The 22188-nt window shown below is 68.1% G+C and carries 21 protein-coding genes; 4 read left to right on the top strand and 17 right to left on the bottom strand.

Translation table 11 applies throughout. The features are described 5' to 3' along the window. Window positions 1–12 precede the first annotated feature (12 nt). The 9 genes from V6M42_RS03185 to V6M42_RS03145 all read right to left on the bottom strand — a co-directional run bounded on the left by V6M42_RS03185 (window position 13) and on the right by V6M42_RS03145 (window position 9149). Window positions 13–483, bottom strand: coding sequence for a YbaN family protein (locus V6M42_RS03185; RefSeq protein WP_332658715.1), 471 nt, complete (start codon window positions 481–483; stop codon window positions 13–15). A gap of 6 nt (window positions 484–489) precedes the next feature. After that, window positions 490–870: a chorismate mutase gene (locus tag V6M42_RS03180; RefSeq protein ID WP_332677102.1), complete on the bottom strand. Its 381-nt coding sequence runs from the start codon at window positions 868–870 to the stop codon at window positions 490–492. Then, window positions 867–1772: a ubiquinone anaerobic biosynthesis protein UbiV gene (gene ubiV, locus V6M42_RS03175; RefSeq protein WP_332658717.1), complete on the bottom strand. Its 906-nt coding sequence runs from the start codon at window positions 1770–1772 to the stop codon at window positions 867–869. Before ubiV ends, V6M42_RS03180 begins: the two co-directional genes overlap by 4 nt. After that, window positions 1769–2761 carry a ubiquinone anaerobic biosynthesis protein UbiU gene (gene ubiU / locus V6M42_RS03170; protein ID WP_332677100.1) on the bottom strand — a complete coding sequence of 331 codons (993 nt, stop codon included), beginning with the start codon at window positions 2759–2761 and terminating at the stop codon, window positions 1769–1771. Before ubiU ends, ubiV begins: the two co-directional genes overlap by 4 nt. Before the next feature lies 1 nt (window position 2762). Then, window positions 2763–3290: a ubiquinone anaerobic biosynthesis accessory factor UbiT gene (gene ubiT / locus V6M42_RS03165; RefSeq protein ID WP_332677098.1), complete on the bottom strand. Its 528-nt coding sequence runs from the start codon at window positions 3288–3290 to the stop codon at window positions 2763–2765. An 86-nt stretch (window positions 3291–3376) separates the two neighbouring features. After that, window positions 3377–4555 (bottom strand): NnrS family protein, encoded by a 1179-nt coding sequence (locus V6M42_RS03160; RefSeq protein ID WP_332677096.1) that lies wholly within the window; start codon window positions 4553–4555, stop codon window positions 3377–3379. Between the two features lie 69 nt (window positions 4556–4624). After that, window positions 4625–6916, bottom strand: coding sequence for a nitric-oxide reductase large subunit (locus tag V6M42_RS03155; RefSeq protein ID WP_332677094.1), 2292 nt, complete (start codon window positions 6914–6916; stop codon window positions 4625–4627). Between the two features lie 117 nt (window positions 6917–7033). After that, complete coding sequence (gene hemN / locus V6M42_RS03150; RefSeq protein ID WP_332677092.1) at window positions 7034–8398, bottom strand: oxygen-independent coproporphyrinogen III oxidase; 1365 nt, start codon at window positions 8396–8398, stop codon at window positions 7034–7036. A 61-nt stretch (window positions 8399–8459) separates the two neighbouring features. Continuing rightward, the gene (locus tag V6M42_RS03145; RefSeq protein ID WP_332658723.1) at window positions 8460–9149 is read right to left on the bottom strand and encodes an alternative oxidase; all 690 of its coding nucleotides are present in this window, start codon (window positions 9147–9149) and stop codon (window positions 8460–8462) included. A 131-nt stretch (window positions 9150–9280) separates the two neighbouring features. Between V6M42_RS03145 and V6M42_RS03140 the strand changes: the two genes are divergently transcribed. Then, window positions 9281–10786: a PAS domain-containing sensor histidine kinase gene (locus tag V6M42_RS03140; protein ID WP_442880913.1), complete on the top strand. Its 1506-nt coding sequence runs from the start codon at window positions 9281–9283 to the stop codon at window positions 10784–10786. Continuing rightward, window positions 10776–11387: a response regulator FixJ gene (fixJ, locus tag V6M42_RS03135; RefSeq protein ID WP_332677090.1), complete on the top strand. Its 612-nt coding sequence runs from the start codon at window positions 10776–10778 to the stop codon at window positions 11385–11387. Before V6M42_RS03140 ends, fixJ begins: the two co-directional genes overlap by 11 nt. Here the strand turns inward: fixJ and V6M42_RS03130 are convergent. Continuing rightward, the gene (locus tag V6M42_RS03130; RefSeq protein WP_332658726.1) at window positions 11384–11770 is read right to left on the bottom strand and encodes a response regulator transcription factor; all 387 of its coding nucleotides are present in this window, start codon (window positions 11768–11770) and stop codon (window positions 11384–11386) included. The two genes, fixJ and V6M42_RS03130, sit on opposite strands and share 4 nt — an antisense overlap. Further along, a complete protein-coding gene (locus tag V6M42_RS03125; protein ID WP_332658727.1) occupies window positions 11770–12456 on the bottom strand; it encodes a helix-turn-helix domain-containing protein in 687 nt (228 codons plus the stop codon). The genes V6M42_RS03130 and V6M42_RS03125 overlap by 1 nt, the downstream gene beginning before the upstream one ends. Before the next feature lie 149 nt (window positions 12457–12605). Here V6M42_RS03125 and V6M42_RS03120 point away from each other — a divergent pair, with 149 nt between their 5' ends. After that, complete coding sequence (locus tag V6M42_RS03120) at window positions 12606–13310, top strand: Crp/Fnr family transcriptional regulator (protein ID WP_332677088.1); 705 nt, start codon at window positions 12606–12608, stop codon at window positions 13308–13310. Window positions 13311–13364: 54 nt separating this feature from the next. Here V6M42_RS03120 and V6M42_RS03115 read toward each other — a convergent pair whose 3' ends face one another. Together V6M42_RS03115 and V6M42_RS03110 are read right to left on the bottom strand one after the other, a co-directional pair. Next, window positions 13365–13811, bottom strand: a complete 447-nt coding sequence (locus V6M42_RS03115) for a pseudoazurin (protein WP_332658729.1) — start codon at window positions 13809–13811, stop codon at window positions 13365–13367. Window positions 13812–13880: 69 nt separating this feature from the next. Beyond that, window positions 13881–14435, bottom strand: coding sequence for a hemerythrin domain-containing protein (locus V6M42_RS03110; RefSeq protein ID WP_332677086.1), 555 nt, complete (start codon window positions 14433–14435; stop codon window positions 13881–13883). A 114-nt stretch (window positions 14436–14549) separates the two neighbouring features. Between V6M42_RS03110 and V6M42_RS03105 the strand changes: the two genes are divergently transcribed. Beyond that, window positions 14550–16793, top strand: coding sequence for an adenosylcobalamin-dependent ribonucleoside-diphosphate reductase (locus V6M42_RS03105; protein ID WP_332677084.1), 2244 nt, complete (start codon window positions 14550–14552; stop codon window positions 16791–16793). Window positions 16794–16830: 37 nt separating this feature from the next. Here the strand turns inward: V6M42_RS03105 and V6M42_RS03100 are convergent, their stop codons facing one another. The 4 genes from V6M42_RS03100 to V6M42_RS03085 all read right to left on the bottom strand — a co-directional run bounded on the left by V6M42_RS03100 (window position 16831) and on the right by V6M42_RS03085 (window position 22071). Then, window positions 16831–18030, bottom strand: a complete 1200-nt coding sequence (locus tag V6M42_RS03100) for a hypothetical protein (protein ID WP_332677081.1) — start codon at window positions 18028–18030, stop codon at window positions 16831–16833. A gap of 66 nt (window positions 18031–18096) precedes the next feature. Beyond that, window positions 18097–19140, bottom strand: a complete 1044-nt coding sequence (gene nirK / locus V6M42_RS03095) for a copper-containing nitrite reductase (RefSeq protein ID WP_332658733.1) — start codon at window positions 19138–19140, stop codon at window positions 18097–18099. 237 nt (window positions 19141–19377) lie between these two features. Next, complete coding sequence (locus V6M42_RS03090; protein WP_332658734.1) at window positions 19378–19782, bottom strand: SirB2 family protein; 405 nt, start codon at window positions 19780–19782, stop codon at window positions 19378–19380. A 9-nt stretch (window positions 19783–19791) separates the two neighbouring features. After that, window positions 19792–22071 (bottom strand): nitric-oxide reductase large subunit, encoded by a 2280-nt coding sequence (locus V6M42_RS03085; protein ID WP_332658735.1) that lies wholly within the window; start codon window positions 22069–22071, stop codon window positions 19792–19794. Window positions 22072–22188: the final 117 nt, after the last annotated feature.

Genomic DNA, 22188 nt, shown 5'->3' with positions numbered 1-22188 from the left:
CCATCGAGGGGGTCATGAAGGCCGACTCAGAATCCAGCCGCCGACGCCCGCGAATGTCGCGCCGGCCGCGGCCAGGACCGTCCCGTTCGCGCCGATGAGCAGGAGACCCGCTCCACTGACCAGAAGGCTGGTCACGGCGACGGCCTTGGCCGGGCGGGGGATGGCGCGTCGGCTGCGCCAGGCATGCACCGGCGGGCCGAGGCGCGGATGCGTGATGAGCCATGCCTCAAGTCGCGGCGAGGACCGGGCGAAGGCCCAGGTCGCGAGCAACAGGAACGGCGTGGCCGGGACCAAAGGAGTGGCGACGCCGACGGCTCCCATGATCAGAGCGGCTCCGCCCAGGGTCCGGAGGGCCAGAACGCGGGCCCCTGGCCCCGGTTCGGCGGGGGTGCAACACCAGTCGCCGCAGCTGCACAGGTCGGCGGGACAGGCCGCCTCGTCATACGCCGCCCTGGAACGGGTCGTCATGGGATCGCGGGTCATGGCCGATCATCCCCCGCCTCCCGCACGCGCGCCTTGCGCGAGCGCAACTGCATCGAATTTGCAGCCGCAACAGGCGCCGTCGTGATCCGGCTCCGGCTGGGGGGATTCGCCGGCGGAGACGAGGATCGCCGTCTCATGATCAGCGCAGCGGTCCATGAGCAACCGCCAGACGGGCTCGGCGATGTCCGGCGAGAGGCCCTGTTCGGCGGCGCTGCGGAGGATGTTGGCGATGACGTCCTCCACGCGGCGCGGGTCGCGCGCGCGCAGGGGATCGGCCTTGATCCGCGCCACCGCCTCGACAAGTCGCTGACGTTCGGCGAGGCGGCGCACCAGCGCCCGGTCCAGCCGGTCGATGCGGTCGCGCAGACGCTTCAGGTCCCCGCTCACCAGGCGCTCACGCGCTGCAGTCCGGCCTCGCCGCGCAGGTAGCCGTCGACGAGGGGGCCCGGCAAGCCGGCGTCCATCGCCCGGCAGGTCAGGTCGGTCGCGTCGATCCGGCCGTCGAGGAAGAGGCGGAACGCCTCGGCCACGACGATCATGTCGGAGGTCTGGGGCGACAGCCGAAGCGCGGTCACCCCTGCCGCACGAAGCGCCGACGGCGGGACAGCCGCCAGCTGCACGCCGTCCGACAGGGTTTGCACGCCGTTGACGGCCAGGAAGTCTTCCCCCTCGAGCGTGCCCAGCGTCAGGCCGTCCGGATCCCGCTCGCAGACGAACTGGCAGGCGTCCCTGTGGAGACCGTGATGACGGGCGTGATAGCAGCGGCCGGAGAGGGCGAGCGGCAGCCGCCCGAAAGCGAACAGTTCGATTTCCAGCCAGGGACAGGCGTTGGCGATCGCCGCGACGGCGTCCAGCGACAGCTCGACATTCGGGCATATGCGCAGGCATCCCCGCGCGCGCAGCTGGGCCGCCGCCGCTTCATTGTAGATGTTGAGCAAGGGTCCGGCGACGAACGGTCCGGTGCGATGGAGCAGGGCCGAAATGTCGTTTATTTCCACCAGAGCGCCCTGCTCGGCCGCAACGGCGGCGATGGATTTGCGGTCGCGTTTGAGCATGGGCAGGGCCAGGGTGGACCACACCACCTCCTTTCCGGCCGCCTCCAGCCGGACCGCGGCGTCGGCCAGCGCGTGATCGCTCAACGGCGCGCGCTTGCCGCACACGACCTCGCCCAGATAGACGCGCTCGATCGGCGCCTCGTCGGCGATCCGCGCGTAGAAGTCGCGGATCCGGTCGGGCGCCCAGTGGAACAGCAAGGGGCCCAGCGTGAGTTGAATGGGCTTTTCGTTCATCGCCAACTCTTCCGATAGGCCCCGGATGTCTCCCGGCCGCCTTCGGCCAGGTCCGTAAGCAGGTGTTCGAAGCGGGTCGGGTCCTCACCGGCGTCCATGGCGTCGATCGCCGCGCGGAAAGCCGCGCTGACCCGGGCGACATAGGCCTTGCCGCGCTGGCGGCCCTCGACCTTCACCGCCGTAACCCCGGCCCGCCGCAGCGCGGCCAGCAGGCTCATGGCGTTGAGGCTGACCGGGTCCTCGAAGAGATAGGAGAGCGAGCCGTCCACGCTGAAACGGCCCTTGCACAGGGTCGGATAGCCGGCCGGTTCGCCCGGCGCGTAGCGGTCCAGCGCCAGCCCGGCCAGCCTGGACACCAGGGCTCCGTCCTCCTCGGTGTAGGACACCGCCTCGGGCGGCGAGCACACGCCGCTCAGGTTGGGCGACCGGCCCGTCGCGTAGGAAGACAGGGCGCAGCGACCCTCGGCCATGACGCACAGGCCGCCGAACACGAAGGCCTCGGTCTCGACGTCGATCTCGCGCATCAGGGCCGCGATCTCCTCGACGCTCAACACCCGCGGCAGCACCACCCGCTTCACCCCATAGGTGCGCGCATAGAAGGCGATGGCTTCGGGCGATCCGGCAGCCGCCTGGACGGACAGGTGGAGACGAAGATCCGGGTGGGCCTGACTGGCGTGGGCGAGAACGCCGAGGTCGGCCACGATCACCGCGTCCACGCCGGTCCCGGCCGCGGCGTCGACGGAGGCGCGCCAGCGATCGCTGGCTCCCGCGCGGGCGAAGGTGTTGACCGCGAGCAGAACCCTGGCGCCCCGGTCGTGGGCCCATTTGACGCTCTCGACGAGTTCGGCGGGCGAGAAATTCAGGCCCGGAAAATTACGGGCGTTGGTGTCGTCGCGCAGACCGCAGTAGACGGCGTCGGCTCCGGCTTCGACCGCGGCCCTGAGCATCCCGGGCGATCCCGCGGGGCAGACCAGTTCGATCGACCCCATCTCAGCGCGACCCCAGATGATCGCGCAGCCGCGCGAGGCCCTGGTTTACCGGCCCGCGCAGCCCCGGGCCGACGCCAAGAATGTCGGCGAAGGTCAGGCCCGCCGCCTCCAAGGTATTGTGCAGGGCGACGATCGCGGCGGTGTCGCCCTCGATGCGGATGCGCCGCGAGAAGAAGGCCGCATCCGCGTCGCCCTCGCCGTCGAACAGTTCGAGCAATGTCGCGAGCGGACCGCTGATCCGGGCCGCAGCCGGCGCCGGATCGTCGTGGCGGATGACCCGGACCGTTCCCCGGGAGCCGTCCGGCCGCAGCCGGAAGCACACGGGAAAATCGTTCGGGGCGACCACGACGTCGGCCTCACGCCAGGGACCGAGCCGTTCAAACACGTCAGGACGGTTCAGGGCGATCCGGCGCAGGGCCCGGGACAGGATGGTCTCGACCGGACGGCGCATCATCATCAGCGCGCCGGACGCGATCTCCGCGCGCCCCCCGCCGCGACCGCGCCAGGCCCCCGGGCCGTTTCCCTGCATCAAACTCTCCTCGTCGCGGGTCTCGCGAGGCGTTCATTCGGCGGCTTCGCGGCGGCCGTCGTTGCGCCCGCTCAAATTCGCCCCGCCTAGATCGATCGCCGCAACATCATCGGGCCGTAGACAAGGACGAAACCGAGGAAGGCCAGCGACCAGAGCAGGGCCGACACTCCCAGCAGCGACTGGGTCCATTCGGCGTGGAAGGGCGCACAGACCCGGACGACGGCGGCCGCCAGGGCGGTCGTGTAGATCAGGGTGGTCCAACGGTCGGCGACCCGAGGGCGGCCCGTGTGGCCCCGCGTGGCGCGGGTCATCATCGCCAGGGTCATGACCCCCATCGCCCCCGCAGTGAAGGCGTGAATGCCGGCGGTGAACGGAACGGCGGCCGGGAAGAAGGCGCTCAGCCCGAGCAGCACCAGACCGATCGCGACCCAGGCGTAGCCGGCGTGCAGGATCCAGACGAGCGCCTCCCTGCGCGCCAGCCAGCCGCGCCAGCGCAGCAGGCGGACGGCGTTGGCCACGCCGGCGACGGTCATAACGACGCCGGAGAGAAGGGCGGCGGGGGCCGCGACCCAGGCCGCCAGGGCGACGGTGGTGAGCGCGAGCGTAATCTGGTCGAAGCGGCCGAACGGCGCCGGGCGGGCGGCGACTCCATGGGCGAGGGTCCAGTTCTGGGTGAAACTGGGCGTGACGCGGCCGCCGATCAGCGCGACGAGGCCGATGATCACCGCCACGGCGGCGCGTTCGGCGCCCGGTCCGACGGGAATGAAGCCCCGCAGGTGGAAGGCGACATTGGCCAGGGCCAGCGCGGTCACCATCAGGCAGACAGGCAGGTTGCGGCGATTGCCGGCCGCCAGGACCTCGCGCCAGACGATGGCGGCGAAGACGATCAGGAAGGCGGCGTCGACGACCGCCGCCGGCGCCGACAGCGAGGCGGGGGCGAAGCCCGCGGCCCGTCCGGCGACCCAGAGGGCGAACAGCCCCGCCAGACCGCGGCCGGTGACCGGCAGACGTCCGGTCCAGTTGGGGACAGCCGTCAGCAGGAAACCCGCAATGACCCCGCCGAGATAGCCGAACAGCATCTCGTGGATGTGCCAGGCGCGGCCGTCGGTCGCCCCGACCATGCCGTCGCCCAGCGTCAGGGAGACGATCCAGATCGGGACGGCCAGAACGGCCCATAGGGCCGAGGCCAGGAAGAACGGCCGGAAGCCGAAACTGAACAGCGCCGGTCCCGTGTACCGCCGCATGGATTCTGCTGTCGTGGCCAACGCCCATACTCCTTGAAAAAGAAAGCGGGCGGGGAAGGCGAACCTTCCCCGCCCTCCCCGCGCCGGCGACTACTCCGCCGGCGTCGCCGCGGGGGCGGTGTCGGACGACGCCCCCGCAACCACGGGAACCGGCCTGAACGAGCCGATCACCAGCCGCCCCGCGAAGATCGCGAGGGTCAGGGCCCCGATGCTGAACGTCACATCGCCGGGCATCCGCATCCAGACCAGCATCTCGACCAGGGGCGAATGGATGACCGCCGGAGAGCGGGCGTACCAGACGCCGTGTTCGATGCTGGCGAACGCCTGGATCACGCCGACCGGCAGCAGCGACAGGAAGACCATCATCGCAAGGCCTCCGTTGAGCAGCCAGAAGGTCCAGCCCAGCAGCTTGTCGTTCCACGCCTCGCGCCGCGCCAGTCCCCGGAAGCAGAACAGGAGCAGCCCGATCCCCAGCATTCCATAGACGCCGAACAGGGCGGCATGGGCGTGGGTCGCGGTCGTGTTCAGACCCTGGATGTAATAGAGGCTGAGCGGCGGGTTGATCATGAAGCCGAAGACGCCGGCTCCCAGCAGGTTCCAGAAGGCCACGGCCACGAAGAACAGGATCGGCCATTTGTAAAGGCTGACCCACGGCGCCGCCTTGGTGTGACGCCAGTTCTCGAACGCCTCGAAACCGATCAGCGCCAGCGGCACCACTTCCAGGGCCGAGAACATCGATCCGACGGCCAGCACCGACACGGGCGTACCGGTGAAATAGAGGTGGTGCAGCGTGCCCAGCACCCCGCCGGTCATGAAGACGATGGTGCCGAACATGACCGCCAGGTTCGCCGTCGCCGCCCGGACCAGTCCGAGCCGGACGAACAGCAGGCTGATCACCGCCGTGGCGAAGACCTCGAAGAAGCCCTCGACCCACAGGTGGACGATCCACCAGCGCCAGTATTCGATCATCGAGATGTGGGTGTGTTTGCCCCACATGAAGCCGGCCGCGTACATCAGGGCGATGGCGATGGTGGACAGGAACAGGACCACGATCACCGGCTTGGCGGCGTTCGGCGATTTCAGAGCCGGCCACAGGGCGCGGCCTACCAGCAGCAGCCACAGCAACAGGCCCACGAACAGGAGGGTCTGCCAGAAGCGGCCCAGATCGACATATTCCCAGCCCTGATGGCCGAACCACCAGTTGGCGTCGAGATCGAGCACCTGCTGCACGCCGAGCCATTCACCGGTCAGCGAGCCGACCACGACGACCAGCAGGGCGCACCACAGGACATTGACGCCGAGGCGCTGGAAGCGCGGCTCGTGGCCCGAGATCATCGGGGCGATGTAGAGCCCCGTGGCCAGCCAGGCCGTGGCGATCCAGAAGATGGCGATCTGGGTGTGCCAGGTGCGGGTGATCGCATAGGGAATCCATTCCGAGATCGGGATGCCGTAGAAGTCGTGACCCTCGACCGAATAGTGGGCGGTGATCGCGCCCAGGCCGACCTGGACCAGGAACAGGGCGATGACGGTGAGGAAGTATTTGCCGGTCGCCTTCATCGACGGCGTCGGCTTTCTGGAGCCCAGGGGATCGGTGGTCGGAACGACCACATGGTCTTCGTGCTTGGTGCTGGCGTGCCAGAAGGCGAGGCCGCCGACGCCGACGATCAGCAGCAGGACGCTGGCGATGGACCAGACGATGTTGGCCGAGGTGGGCACATTGTCGATCAGGGGCTCGTGCGGCCAGTTGGAGGTGTAGGTGATGTCGCTGTCCGGCCGGTTGGTCGCGGCGCCCCAGCTGGTCCACCAGTAGAAGGCGGCGATCTGGTTGCGGCGGCCTTCATCGGGCACCGGATTGTTGGCGATGGCGTATTGCTCGCGCAACGACTCGAGGGCCGGGTCGTCGCTGAGCAGGGCCTTGTAGTGCGCCTTGACCTCGCGGATGGCGGCGGCCCGGTCATTCGAGACCGTGATCGTCCGCGTCGCCGGATCGTAGGTGTTGGTGCGCATCTCGGCCTTCAGCCTGGCCTTGAGGCCAGCCTGTTTCTCGGTGTCGAGCGAGGCGTAGAGCATGCCGTATTCGCGGCCCGCCCAGAGGTCCAGCAGGGCCACCGATTCGCGGTGCAGCTGGTCGGCCGACCAGTCGGGCGCGACATAGCCGCCGTGGCCCCAGATCGATCCGACCTGCTGGCCGCCCATCGACTCCCAGGCCAGCTGTCCGGTCTGGATGTCGTCGCGCGTGAACAGCACCGAACCCGATGCGGCCACGACCTGCGCCGGGATGGGCGGCGCCTCCCTGTGAATTTCTCGTCCCTGCAGCCCCAGCACGGCGAAGGACGCCGTCATGACCAGGGCGAGGATCAGCCATAGTTTCTTGGTGGTCATCTCTCATTCTCTCCGACCGCCCGGGACGCCCCCATTTCGGCCTGTCGGCGCCTGATCGCGTGCAAAGCGCGGCTATACGTTGCGCTCGCGCAAACTTCGGGATTCTCCGGAGGCGCCTCAGACGGCCCGGGCATGCCGCGCCGCGGTGACCGGCAGGCAGGTGTCGAAACAGGCCGCGACCACGCGCATCACACGCGAGGCTGCGGCGGGGATACGTATGCGGCCGGCCTCGACGACGCACAGGCCGTCGGCCTGCAGCGCGGCGGCCGCGGCGATCGAGCCGTCCAGCGTCGATGGATCAAATCCGTGGGCCTGGCACACCGCGCCGACGTCGACGGCGAGATCGCACATGAGCCGTTCGATAACGGCGGCCCGGAGCTCGTCCTCCGCCGTCACCGCGAGTCGACGCGCCACCGGCAGACGGCCCGCCTCGACTTCCCGGCCCCAGACATCCGTGGTGATGGCGTTCTGGAGGAAACCCTCGGCGAATCGCCCGATCGATGACGGGCCGATCGGCACCAGCACCGGCGCGGGATCGTCGGTATAGCCCTGGAAATTCCGGCGCAGGACGCCCTCGGCGGCCGCGACGGACAGCGAATCCCCCGGCAGCGCATAGTGATCCAGCCCGATGCGCACGTAGCCCGCGGCCACCAGTGTCTGATCGGCTGCTTCAGCCTGTTCCCAGCGTCCGGCGACGTCCGCCAGGTCCGCCTCCCGGATCATCACCTGGTGTTTCTTCATCCAGGGCACATGGGCGTAGCCGAACACCGCCACCCGGTCCGGGCGCAGGGTGACGGCGGCCGCGGTCGAGGCCGCGACGTTCTCCGGAGTCTGTCCCGGGAGGCCGTACATCAGGTCGAAATTGATGGCGCGGACGCCCGCGCGACGGAGCCGCGCAGTGGCGCCCTCGACCTGTTCGAAGGGCTGGATGCGGTTGACCTTGCGCTGAACCACGGGGTCGAAGGTCTGCACGCCCAGGCTGACGCGTGTGACGCCGGCCTCGCCGGTCGCGTCGATGAAGGCGTCGGACAGCATGCCGGGATCCAGTTCGGCGGCCACCTCGGCATCCGGCCGCAGGCGGAATCGCTCGGCCATGTGGCGGGCGAGGCCGACGAAATCGTCGGGCGAGAGCGCATTCGGGCTGCCCCCGCCGAAATGCAGATGCGCCGCCCCTGCGTGCGGCCCCATGGCGTCGGCCCAGAGGTCCACCTCAAGCCGCAGCGTCTGGTAGAAGGCCCGCACCCGATCGTACTCGTGGAACACGCTGGTGTGGCAACCGCAGTACCAGCACAGCCGCCGGCAGAACGGCACGTGGACATAGGCGGATATCGTCTGGTCGGCCCGGGTGGCCGCCAGCCAGCGCCGGGCTTCCGTCTCGCCCTCCGCCGGTTCGAAGCTGACCGCGGTCGGATAGCTGGTGTAGCGCGGCAGGTTGCGCTCGACGTGCGGTCGCCAGGCGGCCGGGAGGGCGGCGAAGGACATGTTCGGTTTCCGGTCAGAGAGAAGCCGGCGGCGGGTCGCCCTGCCGCCGGCGCCGCACGCCTCAGGCGGCGGCTTTCCAGTTGGGCTGCAGTTCGACGTGCACCGGACAGGGCGAGACCGGGATCGGAGCGGCGCCGCACAGTTCGTTCGCGAAGCCGTGGTTCACGTCGCGGTGGTGGGCCTCGTCGGCGCGGACCACCAGCACCACGTCGCGCAGCGTCGCATCCGCCGGCAGGTTCCAGTAGCGCCGGGCGATCAGCGGGGCGGGGACGTTTTCGCTGCGACCTTCGTCAATCTCGGCCAGATAGTGGGTGTAGCTGACGACGGCCTCTTCCTCGAAATAGCCGACGACCCGGTGCGCCGTCTTCGGCGAGATCAGGTAGAGGCCGAAGAAGAACAGGTAGAAGACCCACTGCACGGCGATGACCACGAACCGTTCGAACAGCGTGGGATGGCAGACCTCGATAAAGGTCATCAGGTGCATGCGCTCGTTCTCGGCCTCGTCCATCAGGGTCCGGATCCAGCCGTTGTCGTCCTTCATGCGCCGCAGGGCCTTCAGATGGTTCAGGGTCGCGCCGACCATTCCCGGCACGGCGGCGACCGTTTCGAGCACCACCGCCCGGTGGCCGTAGCGTTTGGCGAAGAAGGTGTCGGCGAAGAATCTCAAGGCCTTTACGAAGCCCCAGGCGATGCGGTCCGAGAGACCTTTGGGATCGTGATGGACAGAGAGATCGACGAGGGGAGCGGACATGGGAGGGCTTCCGGTTTAAGCATTGTCAGGACCTTGGTGGCCCGATGACCGTCCGAGTAAGCCCCTCCGGTGATTGACGAAATTCCGGAGTTTCACCTACGGGACATTGCGGAGGCCAGCATTTGATCAGCATGACCGTACGAAACGGACTGAGCTTGTGGGAGTGGATCACGGGAACGCGCCGCCCGTGGCTCGGCCTCGCCGTGGCGGTCGTCGGAGCGCTGGCGGGCCTCACGGCGCGCATGGCCCTCGCCCCCTGGCTGGACGAGCGGGTCGCCTTTCTGTTCTTCGTCCCGGCCGTCGTCGCCGCGGCCGCGATCGGGGGCGTGACCCCCGGGGCGCTGGCGACGGTCCTGGGAGCCGCCGGCGGTCTGTTCGTCACCTGGTCCGCCGCCGAGCGGACGGGCGGCGATCTCGCCGCCGCCGTCGTCTTCCTGTGCCTGGGCGCCGCGATCAGCGTCGGCGGCGAGTTGTTCCAGGTCACCCGGCTGCGGGCCGTCCAGGTGAACCGGGACCTCCGAGCAAGCGAGGCGCACCTGCAGTCGATCCTGGCCACGGTTCCCGACGCCATGGTGGTGATCAACGAACGGGGCGACATGCAGTCCTTCAGCCCCGCGGCGGAAAGGTTGTTCGGCTGGTCCGCCGGGGAGGTCCTCGGCCAGAACGTCCGGATGCTGATGCCGTCGCCGTATCGCGAAAACCATGACGGCTATCTGGATCGCTACCTGACCACCGGCGAACGACGCATCATCGGCTTCGGGCGGGTCGTCGTCGGCGAGCGCAAGGATGGATCAACCTTCCCGATGGAGCTCTCGGTCGGGGAAATGATCTCGGGCGATGAGCGGTTCTTCACCGGCTTCGTGCGCGATCTCAGCGAGCGGCAGCAGACCGAGGCGCGCCTTCAGGAGCTCCAGTCCGAACTGGTGCATATCTCGCGCCTTACGGCGATGGGCGAGATGGCCTCCGCCCTGGCGCACGAACTGAACCAGCCGCTTTCGGCCATGGCCAACTATCTCAAGGGCTCGGCGCGCCTGCTGGTCGCGGAGCCCGTTCCGCGCGAGCGCCTGCTCGACGCCATCGAGAAGGCCGGCGAGCAGTCCCTCAGGGCCGGCGATATCATCCGACGCCTCAGGGACTTCGTGGCGCGGGGCGAGACGGAGCGCCGCGTCGAAAGCCTGCCCAAGCTGATGGAGGAGGCCAGCGCTCTCGCCCTCGTCGGGGCCAAGGAGCACGGCATCCGCGTCCTGTTCCATTTCGACCCCACTGTCGACCTTGTGCTGGCGGACAGGATCCAGATCCAGCAGGTCGTGCTGAACCTGATCCGTAATGCGATCGAGGCGATGGAGGACGCTCCGCGAAGGGTGCTGGAGATCAGCATCGATACGGTGGCGGATGACAATGTGCAGGTCACGGTCAGCGACACCGGGACGGGAATCAGTCCGGCCATCGCCGACCAGCTGTTCCAACCCTTTATCACCACGAAACGGACCGGAATGGGCGTCGGGCTATCGATCTCGAGAACGATCATCGAGGCGCACGGCGGGCGGATCTGGGTCGAGGAAAATCCGGGCGGCGGCACGCGATTCTGCTTTACGCTGCACGGCGTGGGGCAACAGGAGTTAAATGATGCGGAGTGAGTTGCTGGTCCATGTTGTGGACGACGATCCCGCGATCCGGGATTCGCTGTCATTTCTGCTGGATACGGCGGACATCAACTCCCGCACCTATGAGTCCGCGGCGGCCCTGCTGGCCCGCGCCGACGGCCTCGAGCCGGGGTGTATTCTGACGGACGTGCGGATGCCCGAGATGAACGGGCTGGAGATGGTCCGCCGCCTGACCGAGCTCGGGATCGCGCATCCGGTGATCGTGATGACCGGCCACGCCGACGTTCCCCTTGCGATCGAGGCGATGCGCGCGGGCGTGAAGGACTTCATCGAAAAACCGTTCGACGACGAGGCCTTGCTCTCCTCGATCCGCGCGGCGCTTGCCGAAAAGGCCGAGGCGGTCGCGCGGGACGGCGAGACGAACGAGTTCAGCGCGCGGCTGGCGACGCTCTCGGGACGGGAGGCGCAGGTCCTCGAGGGTCTGGTCGCGGGCCAGGCCAACAAGGTCATCGCCTACGATCTCGGGCTCAGCCCCCGCACCGTCGAGGTCTACAGGGCCAATGTCATGACCAAGATGCAGGCGCGCAGCCTGTCGGAACTGGTCCGCATGAGCATGGTCGCCAGGCGGCCCTAGACCGCCGCCTCGGCGCCCAGCGCGCAGCGCACCGAATCCCGAAGCGCGTCCGTGAGCAGCGGCTTCTCGACGATCTCCACCCCGGCCAGGGCGGCCTGCATGCGCAGCGCCCTGCGGGGGTTGGTGGTGATGAGGATAGCAGGCAGGTCCACGTTGGAGGCCCTCAGCCGCTCCAGCAGATTCAGTCCGTCCATGCCCGGCAGATTATAGTCGAGCACCAGACAGCCCGAGGTCGGCAGGGGCGTCGAGGCGAGCAAGGTCTCGCCATCGGCATAGGCGCGCACCTCGAACCCCTCGAGCTCCAGCGAGAACTTGAGGGCGTTGACGACCGCCGGGTCGTCCTCGACCAGAAGAATCGACGGGCGGTCCGGAGCCTCCGCCATCACGCCCTGATCCGTTCGAGAAGGTCGCGGCGGATGAGCCGGACATGGCGGCTCGACCGGGCCTCGATGAGGCCCTGGGCCTGCAGCTGGGACAGGGTCCGCGACACGGTGTGGATGGTCAGGCCGAGGTGGTCCGCCATGTCCTGGCGGGTCATCGGCAAGTCGATGATGTCGATGGCGCCCAGACGATCGGCGTAGTCCAGCAGGAAGGCGGCGACCCGCTCGGTGGCGCCTTGCCGCGCCAGAATCATCGCGTGGTCTTCGCTGCGCTGGAAGGCGCGGACCGACATCTCCCACAGGGCCTTGGCCAGGCCGCTGTTCGTGGCCGCGAGCCCGGCGAGATCGGCCCGGCGCACGGCCGCGATCCTGACCTCGCCGAGGGCTTCCGCCGTCGTGCGATGCTCAAGCCCGGCCTCGAGACCCAGAAAATCGCCGGCAACATGGAATTCCGTCACCTGGCGCCGGCCGTCATTGAGCAGGCGATAGCTGATCACAGCGCCCTTCAGCACCCGATAGACGAAGCTCGCACGGTCGCCCTCGCGAAAGATTTCATCGCCGGCGGCGATCGGAGCCCGGACCGACGCGGAGGCGACGGCGAAGGCTTCGCAGAGCTCGCAGCGGTCCGCCGCCGCGGGAGCGACGCGCTCGAACGGTTGAGGCTCGGCGGAATTGCGAAGGGCGGGCATGCACGGCTCCTGACGACTGCGGCGTTGCAATCTCTAGGCTGCAGGTCCGGGCGGCGGTATTCGGGAGTGCTCCCTAAGGAATGTTCCTAATCGACATCGCGCGGCGTCGGGTTCTCATCCCGTCGCAGGAGCACCGCGGAAAGAGAACCATGTCCTACATCCTCGATCCGCAAACCCTTCGGACCTTTGACATGTTCGGCGCCCTCGACGAGCCGGCGCTGGATGCGGTCATCGCCGCGGGCATGATCCGCCGGCTCCTGGCGGGAACGACCATCTTCGCCCAGGGCGATCCCGGTCTCACCTGTCACAGCCTGATAGAGGGGCGGGTGAAGATCGTTCAGACCCAGGCCAACGGCGGCCAGTCCGTGCTCAGGTTCATCGGACCCGGCGAGATGTACGGCACCGTAGCCGCGATGATGAACAAGCCCTTCCCCGCCGACGCAGTGGCCGTGACCGACGGCGTCGAGATCGTCTGGCCCGTCGCGGCGATGCGGCAGTTGATCCGCAACCATCCGGAGATCGGGATCAGCTCAACGGCCTCGGCCGGCGAACGGCTGTTCGAGCTGCACGGGAGAATAGGCGATCTTGCAGGCGAACGGGTCGAGCAGCGCATCGCCCGTGCGCTCGTCCGGCTGACCGGCCAGGGCGGACGCCAGACGGATGCGGGGCTGGAGATCGATTTTCCGGTGACCCGGCAGGATCTGGCCGAGATGACGGGCGCCACCCTGCACACGGTCAGCCGCACGCTCGCGGCCTGGGATCAAAGGGGAATCATCGGCGGTGCCCGCCGGCGAATCATCGTCAGGAATCTTGAGGCCCTGACCGCTCTCGCCGACAGCGGCGGCGACGCCTGAGGCGTACAGACCGGAGCGCGCAGGCGCCCCGGTCTGTCCTACCGGCCTTCACCCTCAGCGAAGCTGGCTGAAGAGCTGGGTGAAGCGCCGACGGGCGATGTTCGGCGCCCGGGCGCTGGTCGCCTGGGCAGCGGCGAGGTTGGGTCCGCCGGCGCCGACCTGGACCAGACCGACCATGCCCATGCCGTAGTGGGGCGTGCATTTCACGCCGTAGATCCCGGGCGCGGTGACGCGCAGGACGAACTCGCGGCCCATCGGTCCCCGCTGCACGGCGACGCCGGCGGGCAGCATGCCGGCGATGAGCTCAGCGTTGTGGCCGGGGTGGGTCGGCACGTAGCGGATGGTGTCGCCGGGACGGGCGTGAACCACGGCCGGCTGGAACACCATGGCGCCGCCGGCGCCGCTGTTGAGCATCTGAACCACATGTTCGCCCGCCATCGCCTGGCCGGCCATGGCCATCGCGGCGCCCGCGATGACGAGGGGGAGAAGTTTCTTAAACATCGTCTAACCTTTTGAAAACGATGGCGCGAAGCGTTTCGCGTCATGACCGTTTTCTAGCGACGGCCCTGTTCAGGGACGTTGCGCGTAAGCAACCAGCGGCTCCGTATGATCCCGGATGTCGGACGGACGACGGCTGGCCAGGAGCATCCGGTTTTCCAGGTCAATCTGGTCGCGGCAATCGGCATGAAGGCTGTCGCAGAGGGCATAGAGCCGCCGCCATGTGCCGCAGGCGTGCGCGGGCGCCCTGAACCCTCCGGTCAACCGGTCGAGCTCACGCCACATCGCCAGCAGTTCCTCATGGGCGGCCACCATGTCGTCGATCGTCTGGTCCGGAACGGTCTGCACGCCCCCGACCAGCATCGGAAAGACGACCGCCTGTTCGCGCTGCTGGTGGGTGACGATGCAATCGAGCAATTCGTTCAGCTGATCCGCCATCCCGTGCGGCCAATCATCGTCGCGGCGGTGGACCGTTTCGGCCCGGGTCGCCATGGCGATGGCTTCCTCGAGACGGCTTTCCTGCCGTGAATGCTCCCGTTCGCAGATCCGGCCGACCAGACCCGGCGTATCGCCGGACGGGACGGGATCCTGGGGAAGGTTCGTCGTGGGCGTGGGGCGCAGTTGCATCGGGGACATCCTCGGTTTTCCCCAGATCGGACCTCGCCCGCGTCATCGTCTTTGCTCTCGGACAACTCCAGGCGTCGCAGAATCGGCCAGCGTCGACGGTTCAGGAGGACCGCCATGGCATTCGACAATCCGCTCGCCGCCGAAATCTGGACCAGCAAATATCGCTTCCATCACCCCGACGGGACGGGCGATCAGACGGTGGAGCAAAGCTGGCGTCGGGTCGCCGCCGCCGTGGCCGAAGCCGAGGCGCCCAAGGCGCGCAAACAGTGGCGGGACCGCTTCCTCGACGTCCTGACAGACTTCCAGTTCCTGCCCGCGGGCCGGATCATGGCCGGGGCCGGCACCGGCCGCTCCGTGACCCTGTTCAACTGCTTCGTCATGGGCACCGTGCCCGACGACCTGAACGGCATCTTCGAGGCCGTGCGGGAAGCGGCCGTGACCATGCAGCAAGGCGGCGGCGTGGGTATGGACTTCTCCACCGTCCGTCCGTCCGGCGCGCCCGTCAAAGGGGTGGGCGCCGACGCCTCCGGGCCGCTCAGCTTCATGGATGTCTGGGACTCGATGTGCCGGACCATCCTCTCGGCGGGGCAGCGCCGCGGGGCCATGATGGGCTGCCTGCGCATCGACCACCCCGACATCGAGGCCTTCATCGACGCCAAGCGCGATCCGGCCCGGCTGCGCAATTTCAACGTCTCCGTCCTGGTCCCTGACGCCTTCATGGAGGCCCTGCAGGTCGACGGCGACTGGCCGCTGACGTTCGGGGGCAGGACGTATCGGACCGTGCCCGCCCGCGACCTGTGGAACCGCCTGATGCAGGCCACCTACGACGTGGCGGAACCCGGGGTGATCTTCATCGACCGGGTCAATGCCCAGAACAACCTGGCCCATTGCGAGGTCATCTCGGCCAGCAATCCGTGCGGCGAGCAGATGCTGCCGCCCTATGGCGCCTGCCTGCTGGGCTCGATCAACCTGGCCCGACTGGTGTCCGCCCCGTTCGAGCGCGGCGCCCGGCTGGACGAGGAACGCCTGGGCGAGCTGACCCGCACCGCCATCCGCTTCCTCGACAACGTCATCGACGTGTCGCGATTCCCGCTGGAACAGCAGGAGCAGGAGGCCAGGGCGAAGCGCCGGCTCGGGCTCGGAATCACGGGACTGGCCGACGCCCTCGTCTTCTGCGGTGTTCGCTATGGCGAGGAAGAGGCCGCCGATCTCACCCGCCGCTGGCTGGGGGTGATCAAGCGCGAGGCCTATCGCGCCTCGGCCGAACTGGCCGCGGAGAAGGGCGCCTTCCCGCTGTGGGATCCCGTGATGCTGGAGACGCCCAACCTCAAAGGCCTCGATGAGGAAACGCGGGCGCTGATCGCCCGGCACGGGCTGCGCAACGGCTGCCTGACCTCCATCGCGCCCACCGGCACCACCTCGCTGATGGCCGGCAACATCTCCTCCGGCGTCGAGCCCGTGTTCGCCTACGCCTACACCCGCAAGGTGCTGCAGCCGGACGGGTCGAAGCGCGAGGAGGCGGTCGAGGACTATGCCCTGACCGTCTGGAAACGGCTGCACGGCGATGCGCCGCCCCCGACCGAGGCGTTCGTCACCGCCCAGACCCTGACCCCGGCCCAGCACCTGCGCATGCAGGCGGCGGCACAGGAGGTTATCGACAGCTCCATCTCCAAGACGGTCAACTGCCCGGAGGACATCGCCTTCGACGCCTTCGCCGACGTCTATGTCGAGGGCTGGAAGATGGGCTGCAAGGGCCTGACGACCTATCGGCCCAACGCCGTCACCGGATCTGTCCTGTCTGTCGAACCCCCCGCTGCGCCCGAACCGGTCGGCCCGCCGGCCGAACTGACCCTGAGCCCGCGGCCGGAGGCCCTCACCGGTTCGACCTACAAGATCAAATGGCCGGACAGTCCGCACGCCGTCTATGTCACGCTCAACGACGTGGAAGGACCGGACGGTCCGCGGCCGTTCGAGATCTTCATCAACTCCAAGAACATGGAACACTACGCCTGGACCCTGGGGCTGACGCGCATGATCTCGGCGGTGTTCCGGCGCGGGGGCGATGTCTCGTTCATCGCCGAAGAGCTGAAGGCGGTGTTTGATCCGCGTGGCGGGGGCTGGCTGAACGGCCGCTATGTGCCCTCGCTGCTGGCGGCGATCGGCGGAATCATCGAACGGCATCTGGCCCGCGACGCGGCGACCCGTTGTGAACACGGGGCCGCCGAGGCGGTCCCCTCCCCGCTGCCGACCGCGGCGGCGAACTCGAAAGCCTGTTGCCCCCGTTGCGGGGTTCCCGGGCTGGTGCGCAAGGAAGGTTGCGACACCTGTTTCGAGTGCGGCTATTCGAAATGCGGCTAGACGGGGTGGAGGCGGGGGCGATCGCCCCCGTCTCACCTCAGTAGCGGTATTCGAGGATCAGCCAGCCCTTGTCGGTGTCGGCGTAGATCGGATGCTCGGCCTCGAAATGCGCGGCCTTGAGCTCCACCGACCAGTGGGTTCCGACCGGGACCGAGGCCGAAAGATCCAGCTCACGGCCCAGTTCAAATTCGCCGTCGGCGTCGTGGAAGGCGTGCGCCTCGGCCGTCAGGCGCACGGTCTGGCCGAAAGCCGGAAGGCTGGTCTGACCCCGTACGAACAGGTCGCGAACCCCGAATTTCGGCGTAGCGCCGATCACATCGGACCAACCAAGGAAGGCGTGTCCCGATCCGAGCGGCGTCTGGAAGGCCGAGACGCCGTCGCCGTCGAGCCGCTCATAGCCCACGCCGGCCGACCAGCGCTGCGTTTGCAGGCCCAGCGCCGCGGCCTGCAGATCCAGCGAATAGTCCGCCGGGTTGGCGCCGTTGTCGGATTGCACCGCATACTCGCCGGCCCAGGTCACGGACAGCCCGTCCGCCAGCGGCCGCGACCCCGCCAGACGCGCGCCCACGGTGGTGGAGGACTGGGCCGCCGCATTGTCCAGGTCGATGGCCAGGCCGAAACCGCTCAGCCGCCCGACCGGCGTGTCAGCCTCCGCCTGCAGCAGGTGGATGTCCCCCCGCCACACCCCTTGGGGGTGCTCATGGCCGAGCGGCCGCTGGACCCGGTCCGCGAAGGCCCAGGTCAGGGTCACCGGCTTCAGGGCCGTGGTGGTGGCCCGGACGGCGTCGAAGGTCTGCTCGTTCTGGCGCCACCCCGAATTGCCGACGAACCGGCTGTTCCCGACAATCAGCCGCTGACGTCCGGCGATGACCTCGGTGTCGGGCAGCCCCGTCCAGCGCACTTGCGCCCGGTTCAGCTCGATCGTCTCGCCGTCGGCCACGGCCGGCCGGTCCGGAACCGGATCGACGGGAGCGGAATAGCGGTCATCCAGAACGGCGACTCCCTCACCCTCGACCAGCAACTGAAACCCCTGCGCCGTCGGCGAGCGCCAACCCAGCCGGGCCCTCAGAGTGAGGGCGTGCGCCTGCTCGGCGAAGCCCTGCTGATCCACCGTCTCGCTGCGCAGGCGGCTCTCGAACAGCAGGCGACTGCCCGTGTCGGGAACCGACTGGGCCATCGCCGCCGCCGGGGCGAGACTGGCCACAATGGCCATGAGAGCGATGCGGGAAACGGACATGACAAGCCTCGGTAAAAAAAGGCCGCCGGGGCCATCCCCGGCGGCCATCGTCACAACCAGGTGCGACTAGTGTTCCATGTGATTGTGGGCCTCGGGCGCGCCCCGGAAGATGTCCGGGTTCTGCGGTCCTGTGACCTGGATGATGCCGGCGGCGCCGCGATCGACCCGGCTCAGGGCGTGGTCGACCATGATGTAGCTGCCGGGCACCTCGAAGGTCAGGTCCACCACCGTGGCCCCGCCGGGGGGCACCAGCACCGTCTGCACGTCCGTGATCGGCGGGCTGGTCAGCGAGGCGTCGCGATAGACGTGGTCGAAGATCTCGCCGATCACGTGGAAGCTCGAGATCTTGTTCGGGCCGCCGACGCCGAAGTAGATGCGCGCCGTGTCGCCGACCTCGGCCTTGAGCGCATTGTCGCCGGTCAGGGCCTTGAAGGCGCCGTTCATCACATAATAGGTCGGCTTCTCGTCCAGCAGGTTGTCGACGCTCTCCGTCAGAAGGCCGGGCGTGCCCTGGGGCTCTTCCGTGTAGATTTCGCCCTGCATGACGTAGAACTCGTGGTCCACCGCCGGCAGACCGCCCTCGGGCTCGACCAGGATCAGGCCGTACATGCCGTTGGCGATGTGCTGGGCCACCATCGGCGTGGCGCAGTGATAGACATAGAGGCCGGGCGCGACCGCCTTGAAGGTGAAGCTCTTGCTCTCGCCCGGATTGGCGCTGGTCGCCGCGGCCCCGCCGCCCGGTCCGGTGACGGCGTGGAAGTCGACATTGTGCATCATCACGCTGTTGGCGGCGTTGGCCATGTTGACTTCGACCGTGTCGCCGACCCGCACGCGGACGAAGGGCCCGGGAACGCGGTTGTTGTAGGTCCAGTAGGTATAGCTGGTTCCATCTTCCAGCCGGCCGATCACCTCGGTGGTTTCGAGGTTGACGATGTGGTGGCGCGGGCTGGCCGCCGTCAGCGGCGGCGGCAGGTCGTTGGCCTGCCGGATGATGTCCACGGCCGGCGCGGGAGGCGCGTCGGCTGCGGCGTCCTGGGCGAAGGCTACGCCCGGCGCCGTAGCGGCCAGGGCCAGAGCGGCGACGCTGGTGAGGAGTGCGATCAGTTTCATTTTCGTCGGTTCCCGGGGGCTGTTGTTCGCCCCGATGGGGGAGGTCTAGGAGCGCGCGGGAAGGCGGACTTTGCGCGGGAACAACCTTCGCGGGGGGCGCCGCAGTCCGCCGCAGGCCGCTCCTGCGCTACTATGATTATTCCTTATATTTCATATGTTTATTTGCCACGCCTTACAGGATGGATCGGCCTCCGCGCCATTCCCTAAGGGATCGTACGGAGGCGCCGGGAAGGCGGCTCAGCCTGCGACGCCGGCGAACAACCCGAGAGGATTGTGGGCGCGGGCCACGGTGACGATGAAGCCGAACACCATCAGGGCGGCGACCCAGAAGCCGATCCGCGCCCGCCGCGACCTGGCCATGCTGAAGGCCTGGGTCCCCAGTCCGATATAGACGACCAGCAGCGTGACCTTCACGGTCAGCCAATGATCCACGAACGGGTACTGGCGCACCACCGTCATCAGCATCAGGGCGGCGGTCAGCAGGATGGTGTCGACAGTCCACGACAGCAGCCGTACAGGCAGCGCCTTCGGCCAACCGGCGCCCAGCAGGGTGAAGGCCCCGCCTCTCAGGGCGAACAGCAGCCCGCTGGCTGACACCGCCCAGATATGGACGGTGCGGATCTGGGGGTAGAATTCCTCCATGCCTCCGGGTCAGCCCTCTTCGCTTTCCGTGGAGGCCGGCTCGTATCTCGGCCGGATCCACAGGCTGGCGACGAAGGCCGTCAGCGCAAGGGCGCCGATGCTGAACACGACGTCGCCAGGGACGCGCATCCAGACCAGAAGGTCCACCAACGGCTGCTGCATGAACTGCTCGGATCGGGCGAACCAGTAGCCCTCGCGTATCGCCGCCAGCAGCTGCACCGTCCCCAGCGGCAGCAGAGTGAGCGTGGCCATCATCACCAGCCCGATGTTGAAGCACCAGAAGCTGATCTTCAGCCAGGTCTCGTTCCAGATCAGGTCGGGCTTCATGCCCCGCAGGCAGAACAGGACCAGACCCACCCCGAGCATGCCGTACACCCCGAACAGGGCGGTGTGGGCGTGCAGCGGCGTCAGGTTCAGCCCCTGCATGTAGTAGAGCGACAGCGGCGGGTTGATGAGGAAGCCGAACAGGCCCGCGCCCACCAGGTTCCAGAAGGCCACGGCGAGGAAGAACATCACCGGCCATTTGTAGCGCCGCATCCACGGCGTCGAACCGGCCAGCCGCCACTGGTCGTAGGCCTCGAAGCCGATGTAGGCCAGCGGCACCACCTCGAGGGCGGAGAAGCTGGCCCCCAGCGCCAGAACCGGCGTGGGCGACCCCGAGAAATACAGGTGGTGCAGGGTGCCCAGCACCCCGCCCGCCATGAAGACGATGGTGGCGAACAGGACCGCCACCGTCGCCGTCTTCACCGGGATCAGGCCCAGACGGGTGAACAGGAAGGCGATCACCGCCGTGGCGAAGACCTCGAAGAAGCCCTCCACCCACAGGTGGACCAGCCACCAGCGCCAGTATTCGACGATCGAGATGTGGGTGTGCTCGCCCCACATCAGGGCGGCGGCGTAGAACAGGCCGATGGCCACCGTCGACAGGAAGAACAGGCCGATGATGGAGCGCGACTCCCCTCCGACGCCGTTCTTGCGGAGCGCCGGCCAGAGGGCGCGGCCCACCAGCACCAGCCAGATCATCAGGCCGATGAACAGGAACCACTGCCAGAAGCGGCCGCCGTCGGCGTATTCCCAGCCCTGGTGACCCCACCAGAAATTGTTCTCCAGCGGCAGGATCTGCATGATCGCCAGCCACTGGCCGGCGAACGAACCCACGACGATGATCAGCAGGCAGAGCCAGAGGATGTTCACCCCCAGCTTCTGGAACCGCGGCTCATGCCCCGAGATGGCGGGAGCGATGTACAGGCCCGTGCCGAGCCAGGCCGTCGCGATCCACAGGACGGCCAGCTGGGTGTGCCATGTCCGGGCGATCGAATAGGGGAAGATCTCCGCCATTTCGTAGCCGTAAACGAGCTGGCCCTCGACCTGGTAGTGGGCGGACATCGCGCCCAGCAGGATCTGGACCAGGAACAGCGCCAGCACGACCCAGAAATATTTGGCCGTGGCCGCCATCGACGGCGTGACCACCACCCTGCGCAGGGGGTCGCTCTTCGGGAGGTCGTGCGGGGCCTCCTTGCGCGCGTGGGTGACGGCGTGGTGCCAGCCGAGGAGGGCGATGCCGGCCAGCAGGAAGGTGACGCTGAAGGCGGACCACAGGAAGGTGCTGGCGGGCGGTCGGTTGCCGACCAGCGGCTCATTCGGCCAGTTGTTGGTGTAGGTGGTCGTGTCGTTGGGACGTTCCGTCGTCGCCGCCCAGGCCGTCCACCAGAAGAAGGCCGACAGGACCCGCCGGTCCTCGGCCTCGGCCACGGTGCCGTTCTTCATCGCATAGTTTTCACGCAGATCCGCGCCGGCCGGATCGTTGCCGAACAGTCTTTCGTAGTGGGCGGAAACCAGTGGAACGGCCGCGGCGCGGGCGGCAGGCAGGGTGATGGTCCGGGTAGCCGGATCAAAGGTGTTGGTCCGCATCTGGGACCGCAACCGACCCTGCAGGCCCGCCTGCTGCTCCTCGTTCAGGCTGGCGTAGTCCGCCGCTCCGGTTTCGCGGGCCCAGCCGTCCAGAACCATTACGGCCTCGCGGTGCAGCCAGTCGGCGCTCCAGTCCGGCGCGACATAGCCGCCATGGCCCCAGATCGAACCCAGTTGCATGCCGCCGATCGACTGCCAGATCTGGCGGCCGCGCTCGATGTCGGCGCGCGTGTAGATCGTCTCGCCTGTTTCCGACACGACGCGCTCGGGTATGGGCGGCTTGGCGTCGTTGATCTGACCGCCGGTCCAGATCAGGACCCCGAAGGAGACCACCAGCAGGGCGGTCAGCCAGATCCAAAGCTTCCGGGTACTGCTCATCACCAGCCTCCCATCTTTGTACGTTGCGGTACCCTAAGCGTAGCGAACCGATGGCTGCAAGCGCAGAAACCCCTAGTGGTGCGCGGCTCCGTCGCTCAGCGTCAACACCGGCGCGGG

The sequence above is a fragment of the Brevundimonas sp. genome (genome assembly GCF_036677305.1).
Classification (GTDB): domain Bacteria; phylum Pseudomonadota; class Alphaproteobacteria; order Caulobacterales; family Caulobacteraceae; genus Brevundimonas.
This window is presented reverse-complemented; position numbering and strand designations above follow the sequence as displayed.

Bases quoted from the DNA above. Each gene is read 5' to 3' on its own strand.
- V6M42_RS03185 (WP_332658715.1), bottom strand. From the start codon at position 483: ATGACCCGCGATCCCATGACGACCCGTTCCAGGGCGGCGTATGACGAG.
- ubiV (WP_332658717.1), bottom strand. From the start codon at position 1,772: ATGAACGAAAAGCCCATTCAACTCACGCTGGGCCCCTTGCTGTTCCAC.
- ubiU (WP_332677100.1), bottom strand. From the start codon at position 2,761: ATGGGGTCGATCGAACTGGTCTGCCCCGCGGGATCGCCCGGGATGCTC.
- ubiT (WP_332677098.1), bottom strand. From the start codon at position 3,290: ATGCAGGGAAACGGCCCGGGGGCCTGGCGCGGTCGCGGCGGGGGGCGC.
- V6M42_RS03155 (WP_332677094.1), bottom strand. From the start codon at position 6,916: ATGACCACCAAGAAACTATGGCTGATCCTCGCCCTGGTCATGACGGCG.
- hemN (WP_332677092.1), bottom strand. From the start codon at position 8,398: ATGTCCTTCGCCGCCCTCCCGGCCGCCTGGCGACCGCACGTCGAGCGC.
- V6M42_RS03145 (WP_332658723.1), bottom strand. From the start codon at position 9,149: ATGTCCGCTCCCCTCGTCGATCTCTCTGTCCATCACGATCCCAAAGGT.
- V6M42_RS03140 (WP_442880913.1), top strand. From the start codon at position 9,281: ATGACCGTACGAAACGGACTGAGCTTGTGGGAGTGGATCACGGGAACG.
- fixJ (WP_332677090.1), top strand. From the start codon at position 10,776: ATGCGGAGTGAGTTGCTGGTCCATGTTGTGGACGACGATCCCGCGATC.
- V6M42_RS03130 (WP_332658726.1), bottom strand. From the start codon at position 11,770: ATGGCGGAGGCTCCGGACCGCCCGTCGATTCTTCTGGTCGAGGACGAC.
- V6M42_RS03125 (WP_332658727.1), bottom strand. From the start codon at position 12,456: ATGCCCGCCCTTCGCAATTCCGCCGAGCCTCAACCGTTCGAGCGCGTC.
- V6M42_RS03120 (WP_332677088.1), top strand. From the start codon at position 12,606: ATGTCCTACATCCTCGATCCGCAAACCCTTCGGACCTTTGACATGTTC.
- V6M42_RS03115 (WP_332658729.1), bottom strand. From the start codon at position 13,811: ATGTTTAAGAAACTTCTCCCCCTCGTCATCGCGGGCGCCGCGATGGCC.
- V6M42_RS03110 (WP_332677086.1), bottom strand. From the start codon at position 14,435: ATGCAACTGCGCCCCACGCCCACGACGAACCTTCCCCAGGATCCCGTC.
- V6M42_RS03105 (WP_332677084.1), top strand. From the start codon at position 14,550: ATGGCATTCGACAATCCGCTCGCCGCCGAAATCTGGACCAGCAAATAT.
- V6M42_RS03100 (WP_332677081.1), bottom strand. From the start codon at position 18,030: ATGTCCGTTTCCCGCATCGCTCTCATGGCCATTGTGGCCAGTCTCGCC.
- nirK (WP_332658733.1), bottom strand. From the start codon at position 19,140: ATGAAACTGATCGCACTCCTCACCAGCGTCGCCGCTCTGGCCCTGGCC.
- V6M42_RS03090 (WP_332658734.1), bottom strand. From the start codon at position 19,782: ATGGAGGAATTCTACCCCCAGATCCGCACCGTCCATATCTGGGCGGTG.
- V6M42_RS03085 (WP_332658735.1), bottom strand. From the start codon at position 22,071: ATGAGCAGTACCCGGAAGCTTTGGATCTGGCTGACCGCCCTGCTGGTG.